Source organism: Pseudomonas sp. SZ40, assembly GCF_052958135.1.
This window is the reverse complement of record NZ_JBQWIF010000019.1, coordinates 86,772-106,304: the sequence shown is the minus strand read 5'-3', so window position 1 is coordinate 106,304 and position 19,533 is coordinate 86,772. Positions and strand designations below refer to the sequence as shown.

Annotated in this window: 19 protein-coding genes; 9 read left to right on the top strand and 10 right to left on the bottom strand. The window is 64.1% G+C overall.

Annotated elements, in window-relative coordinates:
- Window positions 1-573 precede the first annotated feature (573 nt).
- The 3 genes from ACT9T4_RS16140 to ACT9T4_RS16130 form a co-directional block, all read right to left on the bottom strand.
- A complete protein-coding gene (locus tag ACT9T4_RS16140; protein ID WP_499117917.1) occupies window positions 574-2,685 on the bottom strand; it encodes a TonB-dependent siderophore receptor in 2,112 nt (703 codons plus the stop codon).
- Between the two features lie 353 nt (window positions 2,686-3,038).
- Window positions 3,039-3,683: a YitT family protein gene (locus ACT9T4_RS16135; protein WP_499117912.1), complete on the bottom strand. Its 645-nt coding sequence runs from the start codon at window positions 3,681-3,683 to the stop codon at window positions 3,039-3,041.
- 77 nt (window positions 3,684-3,760) lie between these two features.
- Complete coding sequence (locus tag ACT9T4_RS16130) at window positions 3,761-4,285, bottom strand: dihydrofolate reductase (protein WP_042553549.1); 525 nt, start codon at window positions 4,283-4,285, stop codon at window positions 3,761-3,763.
- Window positions 4,286-4,397: 112 nt separating this feature from the next.
- Here ACT9T4_RS16130 and ACT9T4_RS16125 point away from each other — a divergent pair, with 112 nt between their 5' ends.
- The 4 genes from ACT9T4_RS16125 (at window position 4,398) to ACT9T4_RS16110 (ending at window position 8,889) form a co-directional block, all read left to right on the top strand.
- The gene (locus ACT9T4_RS16125) at window positions 4,398-5,504 is read left to right on the top strand and encodes a glycerophosphodiester phosphodiesterase (protein WP_499117910.1); all 1,107 of its coding nucleotides are present in this window, start codon (window positions 4,398-4,400) and stop codon (window positions 5,502-5,504) included.
- A gap of 68 nt (window positions 5,505-5,572) precedes the next feature.
- Window positions 5,573-6,949, top strand: a complete 1,377-nt coding sequence (locus ACT9T4_RS16120; RefSeq protein ID WP_499117908.1) for a DUF2868 domain-containing protein — start codon at window positions 5,573-5,575, stop codon at window positions 6,947-6,949.
- 216 nt (window positions 6,950-7,165) lie between these two features.
- Window positions 7,166-8,539 (top strand): GTPase/DUF3482 domain-containing protein, encoded by a 1,374-nt coding sequence (locus tag ACT9T4_RS16115; RefSeq protein ID WP_179539588.1) that lies wholly within the window; start codon window positions 7,166-7,168, stop codon window positions 8,537-8,539.
- A gap of 23 nt (window positions 8,540-8,562) precedes the next feature.
- Window positions 8,563-8,889 (top strand): cupin domain-containing protein, encoded by a 327-nt coding sequence (locus ACT9T4_RS16110; RefSeq protein ID WP_499117906.1) that lies wholly within the window; start codon window positions 8,563-8,565, stop codon window positions 8,887-8,889.
- A gap of 213 nt (window positions 8,890-9,102) precedes the next feature.
- Here ACT9T4_RS16110 and ACT9T4_RS16105 read toward each other — a convergent pair whose 3' ends face one another.
- On the bottom strand, window positions 9,103-9,984 hold the full coding sequence (locus tag ACT9T4_RS16105) for a DMT family transporter (RefSeq protein ID WP_042553554.1): 882 nt from the start codon (window positions 9,982-9,984) through the stop codon (window positions 9,103-9,105).
- Window positions 9,985-10,075: 91 nt separating this feature from the next.
- Between ACT9T4_RS16105 and ACT9T4_RS16100 the strand changes: the two genes are divergently transcribed.
- The gene (locus tag ACT9T4_RS16100; protein ID WP_179539586.1) at window positions 10,076-10,999 is read left to right on the top strand and encodes a LysR family transcriptional regulator; all 924 of its coding nucleotides are present in this window, start codon (window positions 10,076-10,078) and stop codon (window positions 10,997-10,999) included.
- Entirely contained in the window at window positions 10,996-11,325 is a 330-nt protein-coding gene (locus tag ACT9T4_RS16095) for a hypothetical protein (RefSeq protein ID WP_257026968.1), read from the top strand. The genes ACT9T4_RS16100 and ACT9T4_RS16095 overlap by 4 nt, the downstream gene beginning before the upstream one ends.
- Before the next feature lie 216 nt (window positions 11,326-11,541).
- On the opposite strand, the gene ACT9T4_RS16090 is transcribed toward ACT9T4_RS16095, so the two are convergent.
- Genes ACT9T4_RS16090 through ACT9T4_RS16080 form a run of 3 tightly spaced genes read right to left on the bottom strand, consistent with a single transcriptional unit; the run spans window position 11,542 to window position 13,925 of the window.
- A complete protein-coding gene (locus ACT9T4_RS16090) occupies window positions 11,542-12,336 on the bottom strand; it encodes a thymidylate synthase (RefSeq protein ID WP_042553556.1) in 795 nt (264 codons plus the stop codon).
- On the bottom strand, window positions 12,333-13,133 hold the full coding sequence (gene lgt / locus ACT9T4_RS16085) for a prolipoprotein diacylglyceryl transferase (protein WP_042553557.1): 801 nt from the start codon (window positions 13,131-13,133) through the stop codon (window positions 12,333-12,335). Before lgt ends, ACT9T4_RS16090 begins: the two co-directional genes overlap by 4 nt.
- Before the next feature lie 9 nt (window positions 13,134-13,142).
- Entirely contained in the window at window positions 13,143-13,925 is a 783-nt protein-coding gene (locus ACT9T4_RS16080; protein WP_042553558.1) for a sulfite exporter TauE/SafE family protein, read from the bottom strand.
- 120 nt (window positions 13,926-14,045) lie between these two features.
- Here ACT9T4_RS16080 and ACT9T4_RS16075 point away from each other — a divergent pair, with 120 nt between their 5' ends.
- Window positions 14,046-14,423 (top strand): hypothetical protein, encoded by a 378-nt coding sequence (locus ACT9T4_RS16075; protein ID WP_052493785.1) that lies wholly within the window; start codon window positions 14,046-14,048, stop codon window positions 14,421-14,423.
- Window positions 14,414-15,169 carry an NRDE family protein gene (locus ACT9T4_RS16070; protein ID WP_179539585.1) on the top strand — a complete coding sequence of 252 codons (756 nt, stop codon included), beginning with the start codon at window positions 14,414-14,416 and terminating at the stop codon, window positions 15,167-15,169. The genes ACT9T4_RS16075 and ACT9T4_RS16070 overlap by 10 nt, the downstream gene beginning before the upstream one ends.
- Window positions 15,170-15,319: 150 nt before the next feature.
- Here ACT9T4_RS16070 and ptsP read toward each other — a convergent pair whose 3' ends face one another.
- Both ptsP and ACT9T4_RS16060 read right to left on the bottom strand, forming a co-directional pair.
- Window positions 15,320-17,599 carry a phosphoenolpyruvate--protein phosphotransferase gene (gene ptsP / locus ACT9T4_RS16065; RefSeq protein WP_179539584.1) on the bottom strand — a complete coding sequence of 760 codons (2,280 nt, stop codon included), beginning with the start codon at window positions 17,597-17,599 and terminating at the stop codon, window positions 15,320-15,322.
- A 12-nt stretch (window positions 17,600-17,611) separates the two neighbouring features.
- Window positions 17,612-18,091 carry an RNA pyrophosphohydrolase gene (locus ACT9T4_RS16060; RefSeq protein ID WP_042553561.1) on the bottom strand — a complete coding sequence of 160 codons (480 nt, stop codon included), beginning with the start codon at window positions 18,089-18,091 and terminating at the stop codon, window positions 17,612-17,614.
- Window positions 18,092-18,267: 176 nt separating this feature from the next.
- Here ACT9T4_RS16060 and ACT9T4_RS16055 point away from each other — a divergent pair, with 176 nt between their 5' ends.
- On the top strand, window positions 18,268-18,921 hold the full coding sequence (locus ACT9T4_RS16055; protein WP_042553562.1) for a histidinol-phosphatase: 654 nt from the start codon (window positions 18,268-18,270) through the stop codon (window positions 18,919-18,921).
- 69 nt (window positions 18,922-18,990) lie between these two features.
- On the opposite strand, the gene ACT9T4_RS16050 is transcribed toward ACT9T4_RS16055, so the two are convergent.
- A complete protein-coding gene (locus ACT9T4_RS16050) occupies window positions 18,991-19,515 on the bottom strand; it encodes an SgcJ/EcaC family oxidoreductase (RefSeq protein WP_042553563.1) in 525 nt (174 codons plus the stop codon).
- Window positions 19,516-19,533 lie beyond the last annotated feature (18 nt).

Below are 19,533 nucleotides of genomic sequence, written 5' to 3'. Positions count from 1 at the left end.
TCGGGCCGCCCCACACTCCGTGCCATGGTCGTTAATCGCCGGCAAGCCGGCTCCTACATGACCGCGTGATGATCCACAGCCAGCCTGCGGCTACCGCCACACCCGCACTCGCCACATCCGTAGGAGCCCGCTTGCGGGCGATGCGATGCTGGCCGTCACGCAGGCGCGCAATGGCCACTGATCGCCGGCAAGCCGGCTCCTACGTGACCGCGTGATGATCCACAGCCTGCCTGCGGCTACCGCCAGACCACCCGCACTCGCCATATCCGTAGGAGCCCGCTTGCGGGCGATATGATCGCGGGCCACCCCACACTCCGTGCCATGGCCGCTAATCGCCGGCAAGCCGGCTCCTACGTGACCGCGTGATGATCCACGGCCTACGGCTACCGCCAGACCACCCGCACTCGCCATGCCCGTAGGAGCCCGCTTGCGGGCGATGCGATGCCAGCCGTCACGCAAGGCGCGCAATGGCCACTGATCGCCGGCGAGCCGGCTCCTATGGAACAGCGTGAATGCCGATTCCGGTCATGAGGGAGACAGGGTAAGCGGCCCTCTTCGCATCTGGCAGGTGACTCAGAAGTCGTAGCGCGTGGTCAGCATGACGTTACGCGGCTCGCCCCAGGAGTAAACGCTGTAGAAGTCCATGATGGTCAGGTACTTCTTGTCCAGCAGGTTGTTGACGTTCAGGGTCGCGGACAGGTTATCGGTTACCTGATACTTGGCCATCACGTCCAGCAGCCAGTAGGCACTCTGGCCGAAGTCCTCATTGCGAGCACGCGGTGCATTCCACACCGAGCCCCAGCTTCTGCTCTGCCAGCGCGCACCGCCGCCAACGGTCAATGGCTCGAGTTGCCCCTTGAGGTTGTAGGTGGTGTAAACGCTGAACTGGTCTTCTGGCTCTACCGTGGAGAGCTTCCTGCCGTCGACGCGAGCGATCTTGTGCGAGTACCCGGCCTGCAGCTGCCAACCCGGTGTCAGTTCACCCGAGACTTCGGCCTCGTAGCCCTTGGTCTTCACCCCCTGCACGGCGCGGAAAGCCTGCTCTGCCGTGCCGTTGATGAACCCATCGGCCTGAGGACGGTTGTCCTGGTGGATTTCGAAGTAGGCCAGGCTGGCATTCAGACGGCCGTCGTAGAACTCGCCCTTCAGGCCGATCTCGTAGTTGTCACCTTCTTGCGGCTCGAGGGTTCTGCCCTGCCGGTCGCGGCTGCTCTGCGGTTTGAAGATGGTGGTGTAGCTGGTGTAGGCCGAGATAGTGTCCGTCAGGTCATAGATCAGCCCTGCGTACGGCACGACGACACCGCTCTTCTTGGTGTCTTCCCCCCGGTAATTGGCCAGGCGCGCACCGAGGATAAGCTTCAGATCATCCTGCAGATTGAAACGCGAGGTGGTGTAGAGGCCGTTCTCACGAATCGTCTCCTTGTCGTTGGTCGGCGCTCCCCAATCCGGCTCGGGGACATTGCCATTCCAGCTGTAGAAGTCATCGACGTCCGGGCCGAAGAAGGCATAGCCATCACGATCCGTCTTGCGGCGCGCAATGCTGCCTCCCACGACCAGCTCATGCTCGCGGCCGAACAACTGGTACGAGCCGCTCACGTAGCCATCGGCCGCATCCGCTTTCGTCTCGCCGACGTACTTGCCCTGCCACTGACGAGCACCAGAACCGTCCGCCGGGTTGGGATTACCCGCACTGGCAGACCCCAGGGTCGCGTCATAGCCATTGATCTGGTGGTTGAGCTGCATCTTGGCCAGCCAGCCATTGGCAAAGTTGTGCTCCAGCGTGGCGAATACGGTGCGGGTGTATTGTTCCCAGCCACTCCAGTTGGTGCCTGGGTTGAAAGAACGAGAAACCTTGTTGAAGTTGCCATTGCTGTCGAAGATCGGCATCGATCCCCAGCTCGATCCTTCCGGCTTGTTGTCCTGATAGTCGGCCCCAACGCTGAGCAGCGTGTCTTCGCTCAGGTCGAACTCGAGAATGCCGTAATAGACGTTGGTCTTGCGCTCATAGTTGTCCTGGAACGAATGCTTGTCCTGATAGGCTGCGACTGCACGACCGCGTACGTTGCCAGTAGGGGTCAGCGGGCCACCGACATCGATCTCGGTGCGGTAGTCCTCCCACGATCCGATGCCAGCGGAAAGATGCCCTGAGAATTCGTGAGTTGGTTTCTTGCGGATCAGGTTGATGGTCGCACCCGGGTCACCGCTACCCGTCAGCAGGCCGGTAGCCCCCTTGAGCACTTCGATACGGTCATAGATCGCCATATCGCTCAAGGTATTGCCTGCCGAGTAAGCGGAGTCGCGCGACATTGGAATGCCGTCGTACTGGAAGTTGTTGATGGCAAAACCACGGGCGTAGTACTCGGTACGCTCGGTGTCATAGGTGACGATGCTGACTCCCGGGGTGTGACGCATTACGTCGTCGATGCTGGTGAGCCCGAAATCATCCATGCGCTTGCGCGTGACCACGCTGATCGACTGCGGCGTTTCGCGCGGCGTCAGTACCAGACGGGTCGCAGTGGCGATGGAGCCCGGCGTGTAGGATTGGGATTCCTCGGTGATGGTACCGAGCTGGTTGCTGGTGACCGAGGTGGCCTCCAGTTCGAGTGTTCCGTCCTGAGGCTCGAGGACCACGGTACTGCCACTATCGCCCTGTGCGGCCTGTTGCGCGTGGGCCATCAGCGGCATCGCGATGCCAGCCAGGGTGATCGCGACAGCCAACAGGCTGGGGGCGCAGGGAAGCGGCCGTCGAGCACAGCCAGCGCCCGCCATGGCATGGGGATTCATAGGAGTCTCCTGTTGTTTTGAGTAGAGTGATACGCAGACGCATAAACGATATCACCTCTCATTAACTCCTTAAATCTTATTACCAAATATGGCGAAGCCGCCGCCCTCCTTCCCACGGCAAACCCAGCGGCAGGGGCCTGAACCCGGAAAAATAGGGTGAAGGGCATCGCGCTGCGCGACAGGTGCCCGCTCGACGAGAGGGGAATGGCGCAGGGGCGATGCTCAGGGAGCGACGGAGTGCAGCGAGTCGCCTGTCAGCTCACGCCCATGTAACGGCCGGCGCGGTGATTGATGGCCAGCACCATGTTCAATGCCACGGCACCGAGAACCGACAGCGCGACCTTCTCAGGGGCCACGACGAAGATCGACGCCAGCACGATGGCGGCGTCCACCCCCATCTGCACGGCACCGGCGCGCAACCCGAAGCGCTCCTGCAGATACAGCGCGAGGATGTTCACACCGCCCAGGCTGGCACGGTGACGGAACAGCATCAGCAAACCCAGGCCCATGGCGAAACCACCGAACAGCGCAGCGTAAAGCTCGTTGAGCGCAGCGAAAGTGATCCAGTGCGGCGTCAGCTCGGCCAGCAGCGACACGAGGCCGACCGCGCAGACCGTACGCAGAGTGAATGCCCAGCCCATGCGCCAGATCGCCAGTAAGTAAAACGGCACGTTGAGCAGAAAGAACACCACGCCGAACGGCCAGCCAGCCAGGTACTTGATTAGAAAGGCCAGCCCCACCGTGCCGCCGGTCAACAGGCCTGCGTGGCTGTAGAGGGTGATGCCCAGGGCGACCATGGCGGTGCCGAGGATCAGCGCCAGCGCATCTTCCCAGAGTGGATGACGGACGAAGAAGTCGGCAATCGTCTCTCGCTCGCCAGCGTCCGGGGTGTCGTTCATGGTGTATCTCTCACTGGCCGCACAAGGTAAAACGCCACCGGGTCAGGGTGGCGAATCAGAATATATAAGGGGGCGGACTACCGGCGAGTCCAGGTCTCGTAACTGTGCGCGGGCGCGGTATCGGTAGCCGGCTGATCGTCCTGCTCGGTGCGCTGCCACTGCGCCTCGTCGAACGCCGGGAACCAGGCGTCGCCCTCGGGCTGCAACGCCACGCGGGTCAGGTACAGGCGGTCGGCAATGGTCAGCGCCTGCTCGTACAGCTGAGCGCCGCCGATCAGCATCACTTCGTCGACGCCCTGCTCGCGAGCCCAGGCCTCGGCCCGCAGATGAGCGGCCGCGACGGTCGCGAACACCTCGGCACCTTCCAGCTCGAGGCCGGACTGGCGGCTGACCACCAGATTGAGCCGCCCAGGTAGCGGACGGCCGAGAGAATCCCAGGTCTTACGACCCATGATGATCGGCTTGCCGAGGGTCTTGGCCTTGAAGTGCTTGAGATCCGCCGGCAGGTGCCAGGGCAATTGGTTGTCGCGGCCGATCACGCGGTTTTCCGCAAGGGCGGCGATCAGGCAGAGGGGGAGTCGAGTCGTCATGGCGGCGAGCATAGCAGAGGGCCGCATCGCGCTGCATGACTTGCCGCACTGTCATCGCCACGCCATCTTTTTCAGTGCAGGCTGTTGGATAACCACCGCCAATGCCGCCCAGGAGAGATGCCCGATGCCCCTACGCCAGCCCCGTCTGCTACTGCTCAGCACACTGCTCGCCCTGCCCTTCACGGCGCACGCAGAAACCCCGGCAGCGCCCGCCGCCAAGCGTGCCGACGACGGCAAACCGCTGATCATCGCGCACCGCGGCGCCAGCGGTTACCTGCCCGAACATACCCTCGCTGCCTATGCGGTCGCCGTGCTGCAAGGTGCTGACTACGTCGAACCGGATCTGGTGATGAGCAAGGACGGCCAACTGTTCGCCCGCCACGACAACGAGCTGGGCCTGACTACCGACGTCGCCAGGCACCCCGAGTTCGCCGACCGCAAACGCAAGGCCAACATCGATGGCGTCGAGCTCGACGGTTGGTTCAGCGAAGACTTCACCGCGGCCGAACTCAAGCGCCTGCGTGCCATCGAGCGGATCCCCGATATCCGCCCGGGCAATACCCGCCTCGATGGCCAGTTCGAGATCCCCACCCTGCAGGAAGTCATCGACCTGGTAAAAGCGCTGCAGGTCAGCCAGGGCCGTGAGATCGGCCTGTACATCGAGACCAAGCATCCCGCGCATTTCCAACAGCTGGGCCTGGGCATGGACAAGCCGCTGATCGAGACCCTCGCTCGCAATGGCTATCGCGACGCCGCAGCGCCGGTGTACGTCCAGTCCTTCGAGGTGAGCAACCTGAAAGCACTGCGTCAGTTGAGCTCGCTGCGCCTGGTGCAGCTGTACGGCAAGGGCCAGCCCCATGATCAGGTCGTGCAGGGCAATCCGCTGACCTACGCGCAGATGGCCACGCCAGCCGGGCTGCGGGCAGTCGCCGAATACGCCAATGGCGTGGGCCCGGACAAGAGCTACGTCATCCCGCGCAAGCCGGACGGCAGCCTGGGCGAACCGACGCGATTCGTCGCCGATGCCCATGCTGCGGGGCTGTTGGTCCACCCCTATACCTTCCGCGCCGAGAACCAGTTTCTGCCCGCGGAGCTGCAACGGGGTAGCAGCCCCGCAGACCGCGGCGATATCGACGCGGAGGTCCGTGCCTTCCTGGCCACCAGCATAGACGGCCTGTTCATCGACCAGCCCGATATCGCCGTGCGACTGCGCCAGCAACAGGTCCGTTAAACGCGAGTTTTTGCCAATCGCCTCACAGCGGTTATGCTCCCCGTGGATTCCAACTGCCGGGAGATCGCGTGGCCTTACCCAAGCTGCAACGCCTATGGCTCTGCGAGGCCGTACGCCTGCGAGAAGAACATGCCGGGCTGCTCGAGGACAGCGAAGCCAACCGCCGTGCTCAGGTGGCAGGCGGTGACCTGGCCACCCGCATCGAAAACCGCGCCCTGCTGCTCGCCGAGCGCGATGGCCAGCAGCAGGCGCAGCGCCATTGGCTGCAAGGCGCACGCCTGGCGTTGCTGCTGCTCGGCCTGCTGGCCCTGGCCAGTGGCGCGGGCCTGGCGGTAGCCGCACTGGGCGACGGACAAACGCCGGTCAACGTGTTCTGGGCCCTGGGTAGCCTGCTCGGCCTGCACCTGCTGATGTTGCTTGGCTGGCTGATCGGCCTGCTGTTTGGCGGCGGCCATGGCGCGGTGCTCGGGCGCCTCTGGCTGTGGCTCAGCGAGAAGCTGGCCCGCGATGCCAGCGCGCTGCACACCGGCCCCGCCCTGGTCCTGCTACTGCGTCGCCAGCGCCTCAATCGCTGGTTGGTCGGCATGGCCGTACACGGGCTCTGGCTGGTGGCACTGACCACCGCCCTGCTGATGCTCCTCGCGCTGCTGTCTACCCGCCGTTATGGCTTCGTATGGGAAACCACCTTGCTGGGCGGCGATACCTTCGTCGCCCTCACCCAGGCCCTCGGCGCCCTGCCCGGCCTGCTGGGTTTTCCGGTTCCCGATGCCGCCACCGTACGCGCCAGTGGCGACAGCCCGCTGCCGCTGGAGTCGGCCCGGCATGCCTGGGCCGGCTGGCTGATCGGCGTGGTCGTGCTCTACGGCCTGCTGCCACGCCTGCTGCTGGGGCTGATCTGCCTGTGGCGCTGGCGTAGCGGCGTGGCCCACCTGCAACTGGATGTCGACCTGCCCGGTTACGGCCTGCTGCGCGACCGCCTGCAACCCAACAGCGAACGCCTGGGCGTGTGCGATGCAGAGCCGGCGCAGCTTTATCAGGTGCAGTCCGGCGCCGGCGTCGACGCCAGCCAGGGCGCGCTGCTGGTGGCCATCGAGCTGGACGACCGGCGCCCCTGGCCACCGCAGTTGCCCAAGTCGGTGGCCGACGCCGGGATCATCGACAGCCGCGAGCAGCGCCGCCAACTCCTCGACCAGCTCACCCGCTTTCCGCCCGCTCGCCTGGCCATCGCTTGTGATCCACGGCGCTCGCCGGACCGCGGCAGCCTGGCGTTGCTCGCCGAGCTGGCACGCTGCGCCGGCGAAACACGCATCTGGCTGCTACCGCCACCGTCCGGGGAAAGCCTCGACGGCGAACGTCTGGGTGACTGGCATAGTGCGCTGGATCGATTGCAGCTTGAGCATCGCGACAGTTCGCCATTGACCTGGCTGGAGACGGGCCATGACTAGCCGCATTTCCGTAGGAGCCGGCTTGCCGGCGATCGCTCTTGCAGCCTGCCGACCATCGCGATCGCCCGCAAGCGGGCTCCTGCAAAAGCCCTCTGCCCGCAATCAATCCTGTAGGAGCCGGCTAGCCGGCGATGCGATTGCAGCCGCGATAGAGCAGCCAGCGGCGCGACGCCTCTCGCTCCTAGGCGGCGACGATCGCTTGCGGGAGCGCCGCCCATGAGCCAGGCACTGAAGCTCGCCGTGGTCGGCCACACCAACGTCGGCAAGACCTCGCTGCTGCGTACCCTGACCCGCGATATCGGTTTCGGCGAAGTGTCGCATCGCCCCAGCACCACCCGCCACGTCGAGGGCGCACGCCTGTCGGTGGACGGCGAAGCACTGCTGGAGCTGTACGACACGCCCGGCCTGGAAGATGCCATCGCCCTGCTCGACTACCTCGACAGGCTGGATCGTCCCGGCGAGCGCCTCGACGGCCCGGCCCGCCTGGCGCGCTTCATGGAAGGCAGTGAGGCGCGCCAGCGTTTCGAACAGGAAGCCAAGGTGCTGCGCCAGCTACAGGCATCCGACGCCGGTCTTTACGTGATCGATGCACGCGAGCCGGTACTGGCCAAGTACCGGGACGAGCTGAACGTGCTGGCCATGTGCGGGCGGCCGCTGCTACCCGTGCTGAATTTCGTGGCCAGTGCCAATCATCGCGAAGACGACTGGCGCGAAGCACTGGCACGCCTGGGACTGCATGCTCTGGTTCGTTTCGACAGCGTGGCACCGCCACTCGATGGCGAGCGGCGGCTCTATGAAAGCCTGGCGCTGATGCACGAGAAGTCGCGCCCGCAGCTGCAACGCCTGATCGACGACCACGAGGCTCAACGAGTGGCCCGCCACCGTAGCGCCAAGCGCCTGATCGCCGAACTGCTGATCGACTGCGCCGCCTGCCGACGCAGCGTGGCCAACCAAAGCGAACTGGAAAAGAGCGCCATCGGCGAACTTCGCAAAGAGGTTCGCCAGCGCGAACAACGCTGCGTGGAAGCCTTGCTGCGTCTGTATGCCTTCCGCCGCGAGGATGCCCGCGCCGACGACCTGCCGTTGCTGGACGGCCGCTGGGGCGATGATCTGTTCAACCCGGAAACCATCAAGCAACTGGGCATTCGCCTGGGCGGCGGCGCTGCCGCGGGTGCCGCGGCCGGTGCCGGCGTGGACCTGCTGGTCGGCGGCCTGACCCTGGGAACCGCTGCCTTGGCCGGCGCATTGCTCGGCGGTGGCGCGCAGACCCTGCGTAATTATGGTTCGCGTCTCAAGGGCAAGCTCCAGGGCCAGCGAGAGCTGACCGTCGACGACGCCGTGCTGCGCCTGCTCGCGCTGCGCCAGCAGCACCTGCTGCAGGCCCTCGATCACCGTGGCCATGCAGCGGTGGAAGCGGTACGCCTCGACGCCCTGCAGGACAGCCAGTGGCGCGAGGGCAAGCTGCCGACCGCGCTGCGCATAGCCCGGGCACGACCGGAGTGGTCGTCCCTGAACCCCGGTGCCCGCCTCGATCAGGTCGAACGCCTGGAACAGGTCGAGCGCCTGGCCAAGGAAATCGACGCGGGCTGAACGCCGCGCGTCTCGGAGCCGCCATGACCACCACCTCACTCGCCAACCTGTTCACCGACAGCGAGCCGCCCGCTCAGGGCGAACGCTTCGAAACCCTGCTGAGCCATCGCGAACTGGTGATCGAACGCATCGTCAGCTCGTCACGTATCGAGTCGATGGACTATGTGCAGGAGCAGGATGAATGGGTGCTGCTGGCCCGCGGCGAAGCGCGCATGACGGTTGCCGGAGAAACTATCGAGCTGACTGCCGGCGATCACCTGTTCCTGGCAGCTGGCACGCCCCACCGCGTAGAGCGCACCAGCGAAGGTGCGCTATGGCTGGCGATTCATTTGCACCCCAGTAACCCGTAGCCCGGGCTGAGCACAGCGATACCCGGGATTTGTGAAAACCCCTGCCACCGTCCCGGGTTACGCCTTCGGCTAACCCAGGCTACGAAACTGGCAATTGTAGTTAACCGTGGGAGCGCGCCATGCGCGCGAAAATTCGCGGGCATGGCGCGCTCCCACATACACGCACGACTTTAGCCGTAGGGTGGAAGGCGCTTCACCCTTCCACCACGACTGTCAGCGCCTGAGCAGGCTCGTCCACAAGGTCGCCGCCACGATCAGCAAGCCACCGACCCAGGCCTGCACACTCAGGTCCTCACTGAGCCACAGCACGGCGAACAGCGCCCCGAACAGCGGCTCGCTGCCCATCAACAGGGACACTCGTGTGGGGCTGCTGCGGCGCAGGGCGTAGTTCTGCACGAAGAACGCGAACAGCGTGGCGAACAGCACCAGATACAAGGTGCCGATCCAGAACGCCGGCTCCACCGGCAGCGCGGGCAACCCGCCTGGCAGGAAGATCGCCCCCAGTAACAAACAGCCGAGACCGATCACCCCGGTCTGCACCGCCGTCAGCGCCAGTGCGGGAACCTGAGTGTGGGCTGTGAGCTTGCCGGTCAGGCAGACCAGAACGGCGCGCAGCAGAGCCGCCACCAGCATCAGGCCATCACCCAGGTTGAATTGCAGGTCGACCCCGCCGCTGAGCAGCCAGGTGCCGAACAGCGACAGTGCAACCGCGGGCAGCAGGCGCGAATCAGGCCTGCGGTCGAACATCAGCCATTCGACGAAAGGGGTGATGACCACGCACAGGCTGATCAGGAACGCCGCGTTGCTGGCCGAGGTATGCAGCACGCCATAGGTTTCGCACAGGAAGATGGCCAGCATCACACCGCCGAGCGGAATGCCCGGCGCCCAGGCCTGGCGGCCCTCTCCACGCAACTGCGGTAGCAGGATCAGAAAGGTCAGGCAGAAACGCACGGCGAGAAAACCGAGCACGGGATAGAACACCAGCGCCTGTTTGGCCACGCCGTAGCTGGTCCCCCAGACGAGCGCGACCAGCAGGAGCAGCAGATCGCTGGCCTGCAACAGGCGGGAAGGGGAACGACTGATCAGCGTGGACATGGGAGTGTTTCCTGGACATCGGCGAGAAGCGCATTGTCCATTGCGTCCTTCAGCGTGATAATCCATCAACTCTGAACAAGACCTGTTCCCCATGCGCACGAATCTCACGCCGCAGTTGCTTCCCTATCTGGCCATCTTCGTACGCGTGGTCGAGGCAGGGAGCTTCTCTGCCGCCGCCCGCCAGCAAGGCAGTACGGCGTCGGCGGTGAGCCGACAGATCGCCCATCTCGAGCAGACCCTCGGCGTACGCCTGCTCGAGCGCACCACCCGCCGCTTGCGCCTGAGCGAGGCCGGCAGCGAAGTGTTCGAACGCTGCAAGGACATGCTCGACGCTGCCCAGGCAGCCCTGGATGTGGGCGAGCGACTGATGAGCCAACCCCGCGGCCGGGTCCGCCTGAGCGTGCCCAAGGCCTTTGGGCGCTTTCTGGTCATGCCGCTGATCAACGACTTCCTGCAGCGCTACTCGGAAGTGGATATCAGCCTCAACCTCAGCGACCGCAGCCCGGACTTGATCAGCGATCAATTCGACCTGCTGGTGAGCATCACCGACCAGCCGCCACCCACCCTGGCCGGTCGGCCGCTGTGCAATGTGCAACAGTTGCTGTGTGCGAGCCCCACCTATCTGCAGCGCCACGGGATGCCCCAGCACCCCAGCGAACTGGTGCGCCACGCCTGCCTGTATCTGGACGAAACGGCGGACGACCACCGCTGGCATTTCAGCAATGGGCCGGAGCAATGCGTGGTGGCGGTGAACGGCCGCTTCGCCAGCAACCATAGCGAAGTACGCCTGAACGCTGTGCTCGAGCATCTGGGCATCACCTGCCTGCCACACTTCACTGCCGCGGCGTCACTGACCAGCGGCGCGCTGGTGCGCGTGCTGCCACAGTGGCGCTACACCGGTTCCTACCAGGGCACCGCGTGGATTCTCTACCACCCGACCCGCCACCTGCCGCCCAAGCTGCGGGTGCTCATCGACCACCTCGCGGAGGGGCTGGGCAAGGGCCCCGCGTTATGACCGGGTTGATGGGGCGGTTTCGCCAGTGGCTGGAGCGGCGGCGTCTGGAGCGTCAACCGGTGTGCACGGCCGATCACGTCACCCTCGAAGATATCGAAACCGACGTCGGCAACCGCATTCTGGAAAGTCTCAAGGCCGAGGGCTGGAGGCAGGTCGCGCAGTACAGCCCAATGGCGTTCGACAAGGGTATCGATTACGACAGCTACACGCTGCGCCGTGGGCTGGATGAGCTGAGGCTGGAGTGGGACAACTGGTTCGAGTGGAAGCTCAGCGGCCCGAGCGAGCTCATCGAAGAAATCGCCGAGCGTTTTTCGTTACGCAAGTGAGCGAGCCATCTGCCGGGCATCGCTTCGCTCAGCGCCGCGCTACTTAGCCGTAGGGTGGGCTTCAGCCCGCCGCAGACCAGCCAAGCCACCCTATCCCGAGCTGCTCCGGAAGCGATCGTTCTAGACCGGCGCTCCTTGAATGCATCGTCGGATGGGCGGGCATTGGTGGGCTGAAGCGGATCGCCGCCCGGGCCACCCTACTTGCGGCAGCCTGGGTCAGACCGCGACCGGCGCCTTGATGTGCGGGTGCGCTTCGTAACCGACCAGTTCGAAATCCTCGAAGCGGAAGGCGAACAGGTCCTTCACCTCAGGGTTGAGTTTCATGGTCGGCAGCGGCAGCGGCTCGCGGGTCAGTTGCAGGTCGGTCTGCTCCAGGTGGTTGGCGTACAGGTGGCAGTCGCCACCCGTCCAGATGAACTCGCCTGGCTGCAGGCCGCACACCTGGGCCACCATCAGCGTCAGCAGTGCGTAGCTGGCGATGTTGAAGGGCACGCCGAGGAAGATGTCGGCCGAGCGCTGATACAGCTGGCAGCTGAGCTTGCCGTCGGCGACGTAGAACTGGAACAGCGCATGGCACGGCGGCAGGGCCATCTGCTCGACCAGCGCCGGGTTCCAGGCGGAGACGATCAGGCGGCGCGAATCCGGGTTCTTCCTGATCATCTCGATCAGCTTGCTGATCTGGTCGACCGACTCGCCGTTCGGCGCCGGCCAGTTGCGCCACTGGTAGCCGTAGACCGGTCCGAGGTCGCCGTTCTCGTCGGCCCACTCGTCCCAGATACGTACGCCGTTGTCCTTCAGGTACTTGATGTTGGTGTCGCCCTGCAGGAACCACAGCAGCTCGTGAATGATCGACTTGAGGTGGCATTTCTTGGTGGTCACCAGAGGAAAGCCATCGGCCAGGTCGAAACGCATCTGGTGGGCGAACACGCTGTAGGTGCCGGTGCCCGTGCGGTCTTCCTTGAAGGTGCCGTTCTCGCGCACATGGCGCATCAGGTCGAGGTACTGTTTCATCGTGCGACCTCCTGGGCAGCCTGTCGTTTGTAGGCATAGGCCATCACGCCCAGGCCGGCGAGGATCATCGGAATGCACAGCACCTGGCCCATGGTCAGCCAGCCCCATGCCAGATAACCGAGCTGAGCGTCTGGCACACGGACGAGTTCGACGATGAAACGGAAGATGCCGTAGCACACCGCGAACAAGCCGGAGACCGCCATGGTCGGCCGTGGTTTGCGCGAGTAGAACCAGAGGATCACGAACAGCGCCACGCCTTCCAGCGCGAACTGGTACAGCTGCGACGGATGACGCGGCTCGGGCCCGCCAGTGGGGAAGACCATGGCCCAGGGCACGTCGGTGACCTTGCCCCACAGCTCGCCGTTGATGAAGTTACCGATACGCCCGGCACCCAGGCCGATCGGCACCAGCGGCGCGATGAAGTCCATCAGCTCGAAGAAGCTCTTGCCGTTGCGCCTGGCGAACCACAGGGTGGCCAGCATCACGCCGATCAGGCCGCCGTGGAACGACATACCGCCCTTCCACACTTCGAGGATCAGCAGCGGGTTGGCGATATAGGCCGACAGATCGTAGAACAGCACGTAGCCAAGGCGACCACCGAGGATCACGCCCATTGCCACCCAGAACACCAGGTCGGAAAGTTTCTCCTTGCTCCAGGTCGGGTCGAAAGCGTTCAGGCGCCGCGAGGCGAGGAACCAGGCACCGCCGATGCCGACCAGGTACATCAGGCCGTACCAGTGAATCTGCAGGAAACCCAGGTCGAGAGCGACCGGATCAATATTCGGGTAGGGCAGCATCAGGATTCCTCACAACAGAAAATTCAGGCCGACGATGAACAGCAGCAAAGCGAACAGGCGCTTGAGCACCCGCGGCGACAAGCGATGGGCCAGGCGCGCGCCGGTCCTCGCGAAGAACACACTGGTCAGGGCGATGCCCAGCAGCGCCGGCAGGTAAACGTAGCCCAGGCTCCAGTGAGGCAGACGCGCATCGCCCCACCCCAGCCACAGATAACTCAGGGCACCGGCAGCCGCGATGGGCCAGCCGCATGCCGAAGACGTCGCCACCGCCTGCTGCACGGAGACGCCGCGCCAGGTCAGGAACGGCACGGTCAGCGAACCACCACCGATGCCGATGATCGCCGAAGCCCAGCCAATCACGCCACCGGCAACGCCAAGCCCGGTCTTGCCCGGCACGTCACGGCTGGCCTTGGGTTTGAGATCCAGCGCCAGTTGCAGAGCCACGCACAGGGCGAACACGCCGATGATCTTCTGCAAGACCTGACCGTCGATGGAGTCGGCGGTCAACGCGCCGAGCGCAGAGCCCAAGACGATACCGACGGTCAACCAGACGAACAGTCCCCAGCGCACCGCACCACGGCTGTGGTGCTCACGCACGGCATTGATCGAGGTGAACAGGATGGTGGCCAGCGAGGTGCCTACTGCCATATGGGTCAGCACGGATGCGTCGAAGCCCTGGGCGGTGAAGGTGAAGATCAGCACGGGCACGATGACCATGCCGCCACCGACACCGAACAGCCCGGCAAGCAGGCCTGCCGCGGCGCCGAGCAGTATGTACAGTAAGAAGATCATGGTGTGCTCTGTAAAGCGATGCGGCATGGTAACGGAAGCTGGTCACGCACTCTACTTTAGGCGATGGAAGCGACTACGCGTGTTGCGTACAGTGAGCCTTTCAATGGACGAGAAGCCGCTGTGTTCAACACTCTGTATCTGCGTATCGCCTGTAACCACCTGCGGATCACGCATCTGGAAAGCGGCACCGAACGGGAGCTGCATGCCGATCCACCGTTCAGCAGCGTACGTTTGCTGGTTGCCGAATTCAGCATCGCTGACAGACTGATCAGTGAGGCAGCTCAGTCAGTGATCCGTAAGCGCTTCATGCGCCTGAGCCTGCCGCCGCGCATGGTCATTCATCCCCTTGAGCGGCTGGAAGGTGGCCTTTCTCAGGTAGAAGAACGCCTACTGCTCGAACTGGGCAAAGGCTGTGGCGCCAAAAAGGTCGTGGTGCATATCGGCGAAGTCCTTGACGCGGCAGGTGTGCGCGCCAAGCTGGAACGACCATGTGCCTGATCGTTCTCGCCTGGCGCCCCGGTCATCGCCTGCCCCTGCTGGTCGCCGCCAATCGCGATGAGTTCTACGCCCGCCCTACCGCTGCACTGGCCGAGTGGCCGCAGATGCCGGGGCTGATAGCCGGGCGTGATCTGCAAGCCGGCGGTACCTGGCTGGGTATCGGCCCTGGCGGGCGCTTCGCGGCCCTCACCAACATTCGTGACCCGCGCGCGCCTCAGGGCTCACGCTCGCGAGGCGAGCTGCCGCTGCGTTTTCTGCAGGGAGACCTGGAGCCAGAAGCCTTTCTAGACAGACTGCACAGCGGGGCGGCTGACTACAGCGGCTTCAACCTGCTGGTCGGCGACCGTCAGCAGCTCTGCCACTACAACTCCCAGAGCGGGCGGATCGAGGTGCTGCAGCCAGGCATTCACGGCATTTCCAATGCCGACCTGGATACACCATGGCCAAAGCTGCAACGCGCCAAGGCTGCACTTACCAGTGCCCTCGAGAGAGCCGATGAGGAAACGCTGTTCGCTCTTTTGGCCAATACCGCGAAGCCTGCAGACGCGGCACTGCCGGACACCGGCGTGGGCCTCGATACGGAACGGCTGCTCGCCAGCATATTCATCGCCAGCGCCAACTATGGCACCCGTGCCAGCACCCTGCTGTTCAGCCATGCAGACGGAACACGGCAACTGATCGAACGCAGTTTCGGGGCTGGAGGGGTAGCGATCGGTGAAGTGAGGGTCGAGACAGGAAACCAATAGGTGGGCTGAGGCGCAGCGCCGCCCAACCTACCCTATCGCTGGATGTTGGCATTCAACACCGGACGCGCAGCGTCCCAGCGGCATTCCCAAGCGGAGCCTGAGGAACGATCTTGGGGGAACTCGAAGGTCCGCTATGTCCTGCCAGGAGCGTTAAGCCTGGATATCCGACGCCGGGTTGATCATCCGGCCCAGGCCGAGGTTGCGCAGGGCCAGCTGCAGAGTGCTGTGGATGACCTGCGGATTGTCGATGCGCATCACCTGGCCGAGCAGATCCTTGGCCTTGGCCATGCTGATCTGGCGCAACAGCCATTTCACCTTGGGCAGGTTGGTGGCGTTCATCGACAGGCTGTCGAAGCCCATGGCCATCAGCAATACGGCAGCGGTCGGGTCACCGGCCATTTCACCGCAGATGCTCACCGGCTTGCCTTCGGCATGGGCGTCTTCGACCACCTTGGTCAGCGCCTGCAGAACCGCCGGATGAAGGAAATCGTAGAGGTCAGCGACGCGCGGGTTGTTGCGGTCCACGGCCAGCAGGTACTGAGTGAGGTCGTTGGAGCCGACCGACAGGAAGTCCACCTGGCGGGCCAGGTCGCGGGTCTGGTAGACGGCAGCGGGAATCTCGATCATCACGCCGATCGGTGGCAGCGGCACATCGGTGCCTTCGTCACGTACCTCGCCCCAGGCGCGGTGAATCAAATGCAGCGATTCTTCCAGCTCCTGGATGCCGGAAATCATCGGCAGCAGGATGCGCAGGTTGTCCAGGCCTTCACTGGCCTTGAGCATGGCGCGCACCTGCACCAGGAAGATTTCCGGGTGGTCGAGGGTCACGCGGATACCGCGCCAGCCGAGGAAGGGGTTGTCTTCCTTGATAGGGAAATAGCTCAGCGCCTTGTCGCCGCCGACATCCAGGGTGCGCATGGTCACGGGCAGCGGATGGAAGGCGGCCAGTTGCTCACGGTAGATCGCCAGCTGTTCCTTCTCGCTGGGGAAGCGATCCTTGATCATGAACGGCACTTCGGTGCGGTACAGGCCAACGCCTTCGGCGCCACGCTCCTGAGCCCGCACCACATCGGCGAGCAGGCCGGTGTTGACCCACAGCGGCATGTGATGACCGTCCAGGGTCTCGCAGGGCAGCGCACGCAGGGCGTCGAGGCCCTTGGTGAGCTGGCGATCCTCCTCGACCACATCGGCATACTGCTTGCGCAGGATCTCGCTGGGGTTGGTGAACACCTCGCCGTGGTAACCATCGACGATCAACTGAATGCCGTCGATCTTCGAGTACGGCAGCTCGACCGCGCCCATGACCGTGGGAATGCCCATGGCGCGGGCGAAGATCGCCACATGGGAGTTGCCCGACCCCTGTACCGACACCAGGCCGACCAGCTTGCCTTCCGGCACTTCGCCGAGCATCGCGGGCGACAGCTCTTCGGCAACCAGGATGCAGTTGTCCGGGTAGACCAGGGTCTGCTGCCGCGCCTGTTGCAGATAGGCGAGCAGACGGCGGCCAAGGTCTCGCACGTCCGATGCACGCTCGCGCAGATAGGCGTCGTCCATCAATTCGAAGCGGTTGATGTGCTCGCTGACCACATGACGCAGGGCGCCCTGGGCCCACTGGCCGGTCTTGATGATCTTGACCACTTCGTTACCGAGCGCGGCGTCTTCGAGCATCATCAGGTAGACGTCGAACAGCGCACGCTCTTCCGGGCGCAGCTGAGTGGCCATGCGCTCCGAGAGGCTGCGCATGTCGCCGCGTACGCCCTCCAGCGCATCGTTGAAGAGTTTCAGCTCGGCATCGATATCGGTGACGGCCCTGTCGGGTACCACTTCCAGATCGGCCGGCGGCAGGACCACCACGGCGGTACCCACGGCAGCCCCGGGCGAGCCCGGTACGCCGATGAACTTGGCTTCCTGAATGCCCTTGCCCTGCTTGCCGAGGCCGCGGATCGAGCCGGTCGCCTCGGCGTGGGCGATGACCCCGGCGAGCTGCGCGCTCATGGTCACCAGGAAGGCTTCTTCACCCTCGTCGAACTGGCGGCGCTCCTTCTGCTGCACGACCAGCACGCCCATCACGCGACGGTGGTGGATGATCGGTGAGCCGAGGAAAGAGGCGTAGCGCTCTTCACCGGTCTCGGCGAAGTAGCGGTAGCGAGGGTGTTCGGAAGCGTTTTCGAGGTTCAGCGGCTCTTCACGGGTACCGACCAGGCCGACCAGGCCTTCGTTGGGCGCCATGCTGACCTTGCCGATCGAGCGTTTGTTGAGGCCATCGGTGGCCATCAGCACGAAACGGTTGCTCTCCGGGTCGAGCAGGTAAACCGAGCACACCTGGGTGCCCATGGTTTCCTTGACGCGCTGCACGATGATGCCCAGCGCCGCTTTGAGATCCTTGGCGGCGTTGACTTCCTGGACGATCTTGCGCAGCGTGTTGAGCATGCCTGACCCTGCCTAGTCCCGTGCCAGCAGGCGCGGTGCGAGTTCCTTGAGCGCGCGACGGTAAACTTCGCGCTTGAATGTAACCACCTGCCCCAACGGATACCAGTAACTGACCCAGCGCCAGCCATCGAACTCAGGCTTGCCGGTCAGATCCATGCGCACCCGCTGCTCATCGGCGGTCAGGCGCAACAGGAACCACTTCTGCTTCTGGCCAATACACAGCGGCTGGCTGTGGGTGCGCACCAGGCGCTGCGGCAGACGATACCTCAACCAGCCCCGGGTACAGGCGAGAATTTTCACATCCTGCTGTTCGAGACCGACTTCTTCGTTCAATTCGCGGTACAACGCCTCTTCCGGCGACTCGCGGTCATTGATGCCGCCTTGCGGGAACTGCCAGGCATCCTGGTTAATTCGACGCGCCCAGAGCACCTGGCCAACATCATTGGTGAGAATGATGCCGACGTTGGGGCGAAAACCATCAGGATCGATCACGGCGCACAACCTCGTAAACGCATGTCCCGGCATTGTTCCACAAAGCTCGGGACAGCGGCAACGCGCCCGCGCGGGACTTCGCCATAGGCCGGCCGCAACACCCGATCAGGTTTTCCCCAGCCAGGCAAAGCCGCTATTCTGGCGCCTTCCATGGCTCCGTATAAAGAGGTGGCTCCGTGCGTTTGGCTTTATTCGATCTCGACAACACGCTGCTCGGCGGCGACAGCGACCACGCCTGGGGCGACTGGTTGTGCGAGCGCGGCATTCTCGACGGCGCGACCTACAAGGCCCGCAACGATGCCTTCTACCAGGATTACCTGGCCGGGCGCCTGAACATCACCGATTACCTGAACTTCACCCTGGATATCTTCGGCCGTACCGACATGGCCCAGTTGCAGGCGTGGCATGAGCAGTTCATGGCCGAATGCATCGAGCCGATCATTCTGCCCAAGGGCCTGGCGCTGCTCGACGAGCACCGTGCGGCCGGCGACAAGCTGGTGATCATCACCGCCACCAACCGCTTCGTCACCGCGCCGATCGCCGCCCGCCTGGGCGTCGACACGCTGCTGGCGACCGAGTGCGAAATGGTCGACGGCCGCTACACCGGGCGCACCACCGATGTGCCGTGCTTCAAGGAGGGCAAGGTCACCCGCCTCAATCGCTGGATGCAGGAAAACGGCTTCAGCCTGGAGGGCGCCAGCTTCTACAGCGACTCGATGAACGACCTGCCATTGCTGGAGTGCGTCAGCCGCCCGGTGGCCGTCGACCCGGATCCGAAGCTGCTGGCCGAAGCGCAGAAGCGTGGCTGGCCGGTGCTGTCGCTGCGCTAGAAAGCATTTGGCATGCAATGAAAAAACCGGCGCTCCAGGCGCCGGTTTTTTGTGAGTCGGTAACCACCTTCAAAGCTGCTTGGCGACTTCGCTCGGCACTTTTTCCGGCATCGCCGAAGAGTGGTGGTTGAGGATCTTCCACTGCCCGTCGACGAGGGTATAGAGGAAGGTATAACGCGCCTGCACATCCTGCTTCTTGCCTTTGGCATCGGTCAGGCGGAAGGTATATACACCGCTGTCCAGGGCAGTGGTCGGGCCCAGGCGGCGGATTTCCCGGTAATTGATCTGGCCGACCGGCTTGAGCGCCAGGAAGTGGTCGAAGTAGTCGGTGATTTCCGCAGACGTTGCCCGCACGTGGTTGGAAACGGTTGGCTGCAGCACGGCGTCCTTGCTGTACAGCGCGACCACCTTGGACGAATCACCGGTCTGCAGCGCGTTGTTCCACTGGTCGAAAAGAGCAGCCACTTCACGGTCGGCGGCGTTGGCAGGCGCCTCGGCAATACTGCTGTAGGTGTATGGCTTCTGCTCGGCAGCGGCGAACAGCGAGGAGCTGGCGGTAAGCAACAGAGCGGCGGCGATTGCATGCACTTTCATGGTCTTTCCTGTCTCGTT

What these genes read in the sequence shown, in the direction of transcription:
- ACT9T4_RS16115 (WP_179539588.1), top strand. Translation starts at nt 7,166, where the DNA reads ATGAGCCAGGCACTGAAGCTCGCCGTGGTCGGCCACACCAACGTCGGC.
- ACT9T4_RS16095 (WP_257026968.1), top strand. Translation starts at nt 10,996, where the DNA reads ATGACCGGGTTGATGGGGCGGTTTCGCCAGTGGCTGGAGCGGCGGCGT.
- ACT9T4_RS16105 (WP_042553554.1), bottom strand. Translation starts at nt 9,984, where the DNA reads ATGTCCACGCTGATCAGTCGTTCCCCTTCCCGCCTGTTGCAGGCCAGC.
- ACT9T4_RS16110 (WP_499117906.1), top strand. Translation starts at nt 8,563, where the DNA reads ATGACCACCACCTCACTCGCCAACCTGTTCACCGACAGCGAGCCGCCC.
- ACT9T4_RS16130 (WP_042553549.1), bottom strand. Translation starts at nt 4,285, where the DNA reads ATGCTCGCCGCCATGACGACTCGACTCCCCCTCTGCCTGATCGCCGCC.
- ACT9T4_RS16135 (WP_499117912.1), bottom strand. Translation starts at nt 3,683, where the DNA reads ATGAACGACACCCCGGACGCTGGCGAGCGAGAGACGATTGCCGACTTC.
- ACT9T4_RS16090 (WP_042553556.1), bottom strand. Translation starts at nt 12,336, where the DNA reads ATGAAACAGTACCTCGACCTGATGCGCCATGTGCGCGAGAACGGCACC.
- ptsP (WP_179539584.1), bottom strand. Translation starts at nt 17,599, where the DNA reads ATGCTCAACACGCTGCGCAAGATCGTCCAGGAAGTCAACGCCGCCAAG.
- ACT9T4_RS16125 (WP_499117910.1), top strand. Translation starts at nt 4,398, where the DNA reads ATGCCCCTACGCCAGCCCCGTCTGCTACTGCTCAGCACACTGCTCGCC.
- ACT9T4_RS16070 (WP_179539585.1), top strand. Translation starts at nt 14,414, where the DNA reads ATGTGCCTGATCGTTCTCGCCTGGCGCCCCGGTCATCGCCTGCCCCTG.
- lgt (WP_042553557.1), bottom strand. Translation starts at nt 13,133, where the DNA reads ATGCTGCCCTACCCGAATATTGATCCGGTCGCTCTCGACCTGGGTTTC.
- ACT9T4_RS16050 (WP_042553563.1), bottom strand. Translation starts at nt 19,515, where the DNA reads ATGAAAGTGCATGCAATCGCCGCCGCTCTGTTGCTTACCGCCAGCTCC.
- ACT9T4_RS16100 (WP_179539586.1), top strand. Translation starts at nt 10,076, where the DNA reads ATGCGCACGAATCTCACGCCGCAGTTGCTTCCCTATCTGGCCATCTTC.
- ACT9T4_RS16080 (WP_042553558.1), bottom strand. Translation starts at nt 13,925, where the DNA reads ATGATCTTCTTACTGTACATACTGCTCGGCGCCGCGGCAGGCCTGCTT.
- ACT9T4_RS16140 (WP_499117917.1), bottom strand. Translation starts at nt 2,685, where the DNA reads ATGCCGCTGATGGCCCACGCGCAACAGGCCGCACAGGGCGATAGTGGC.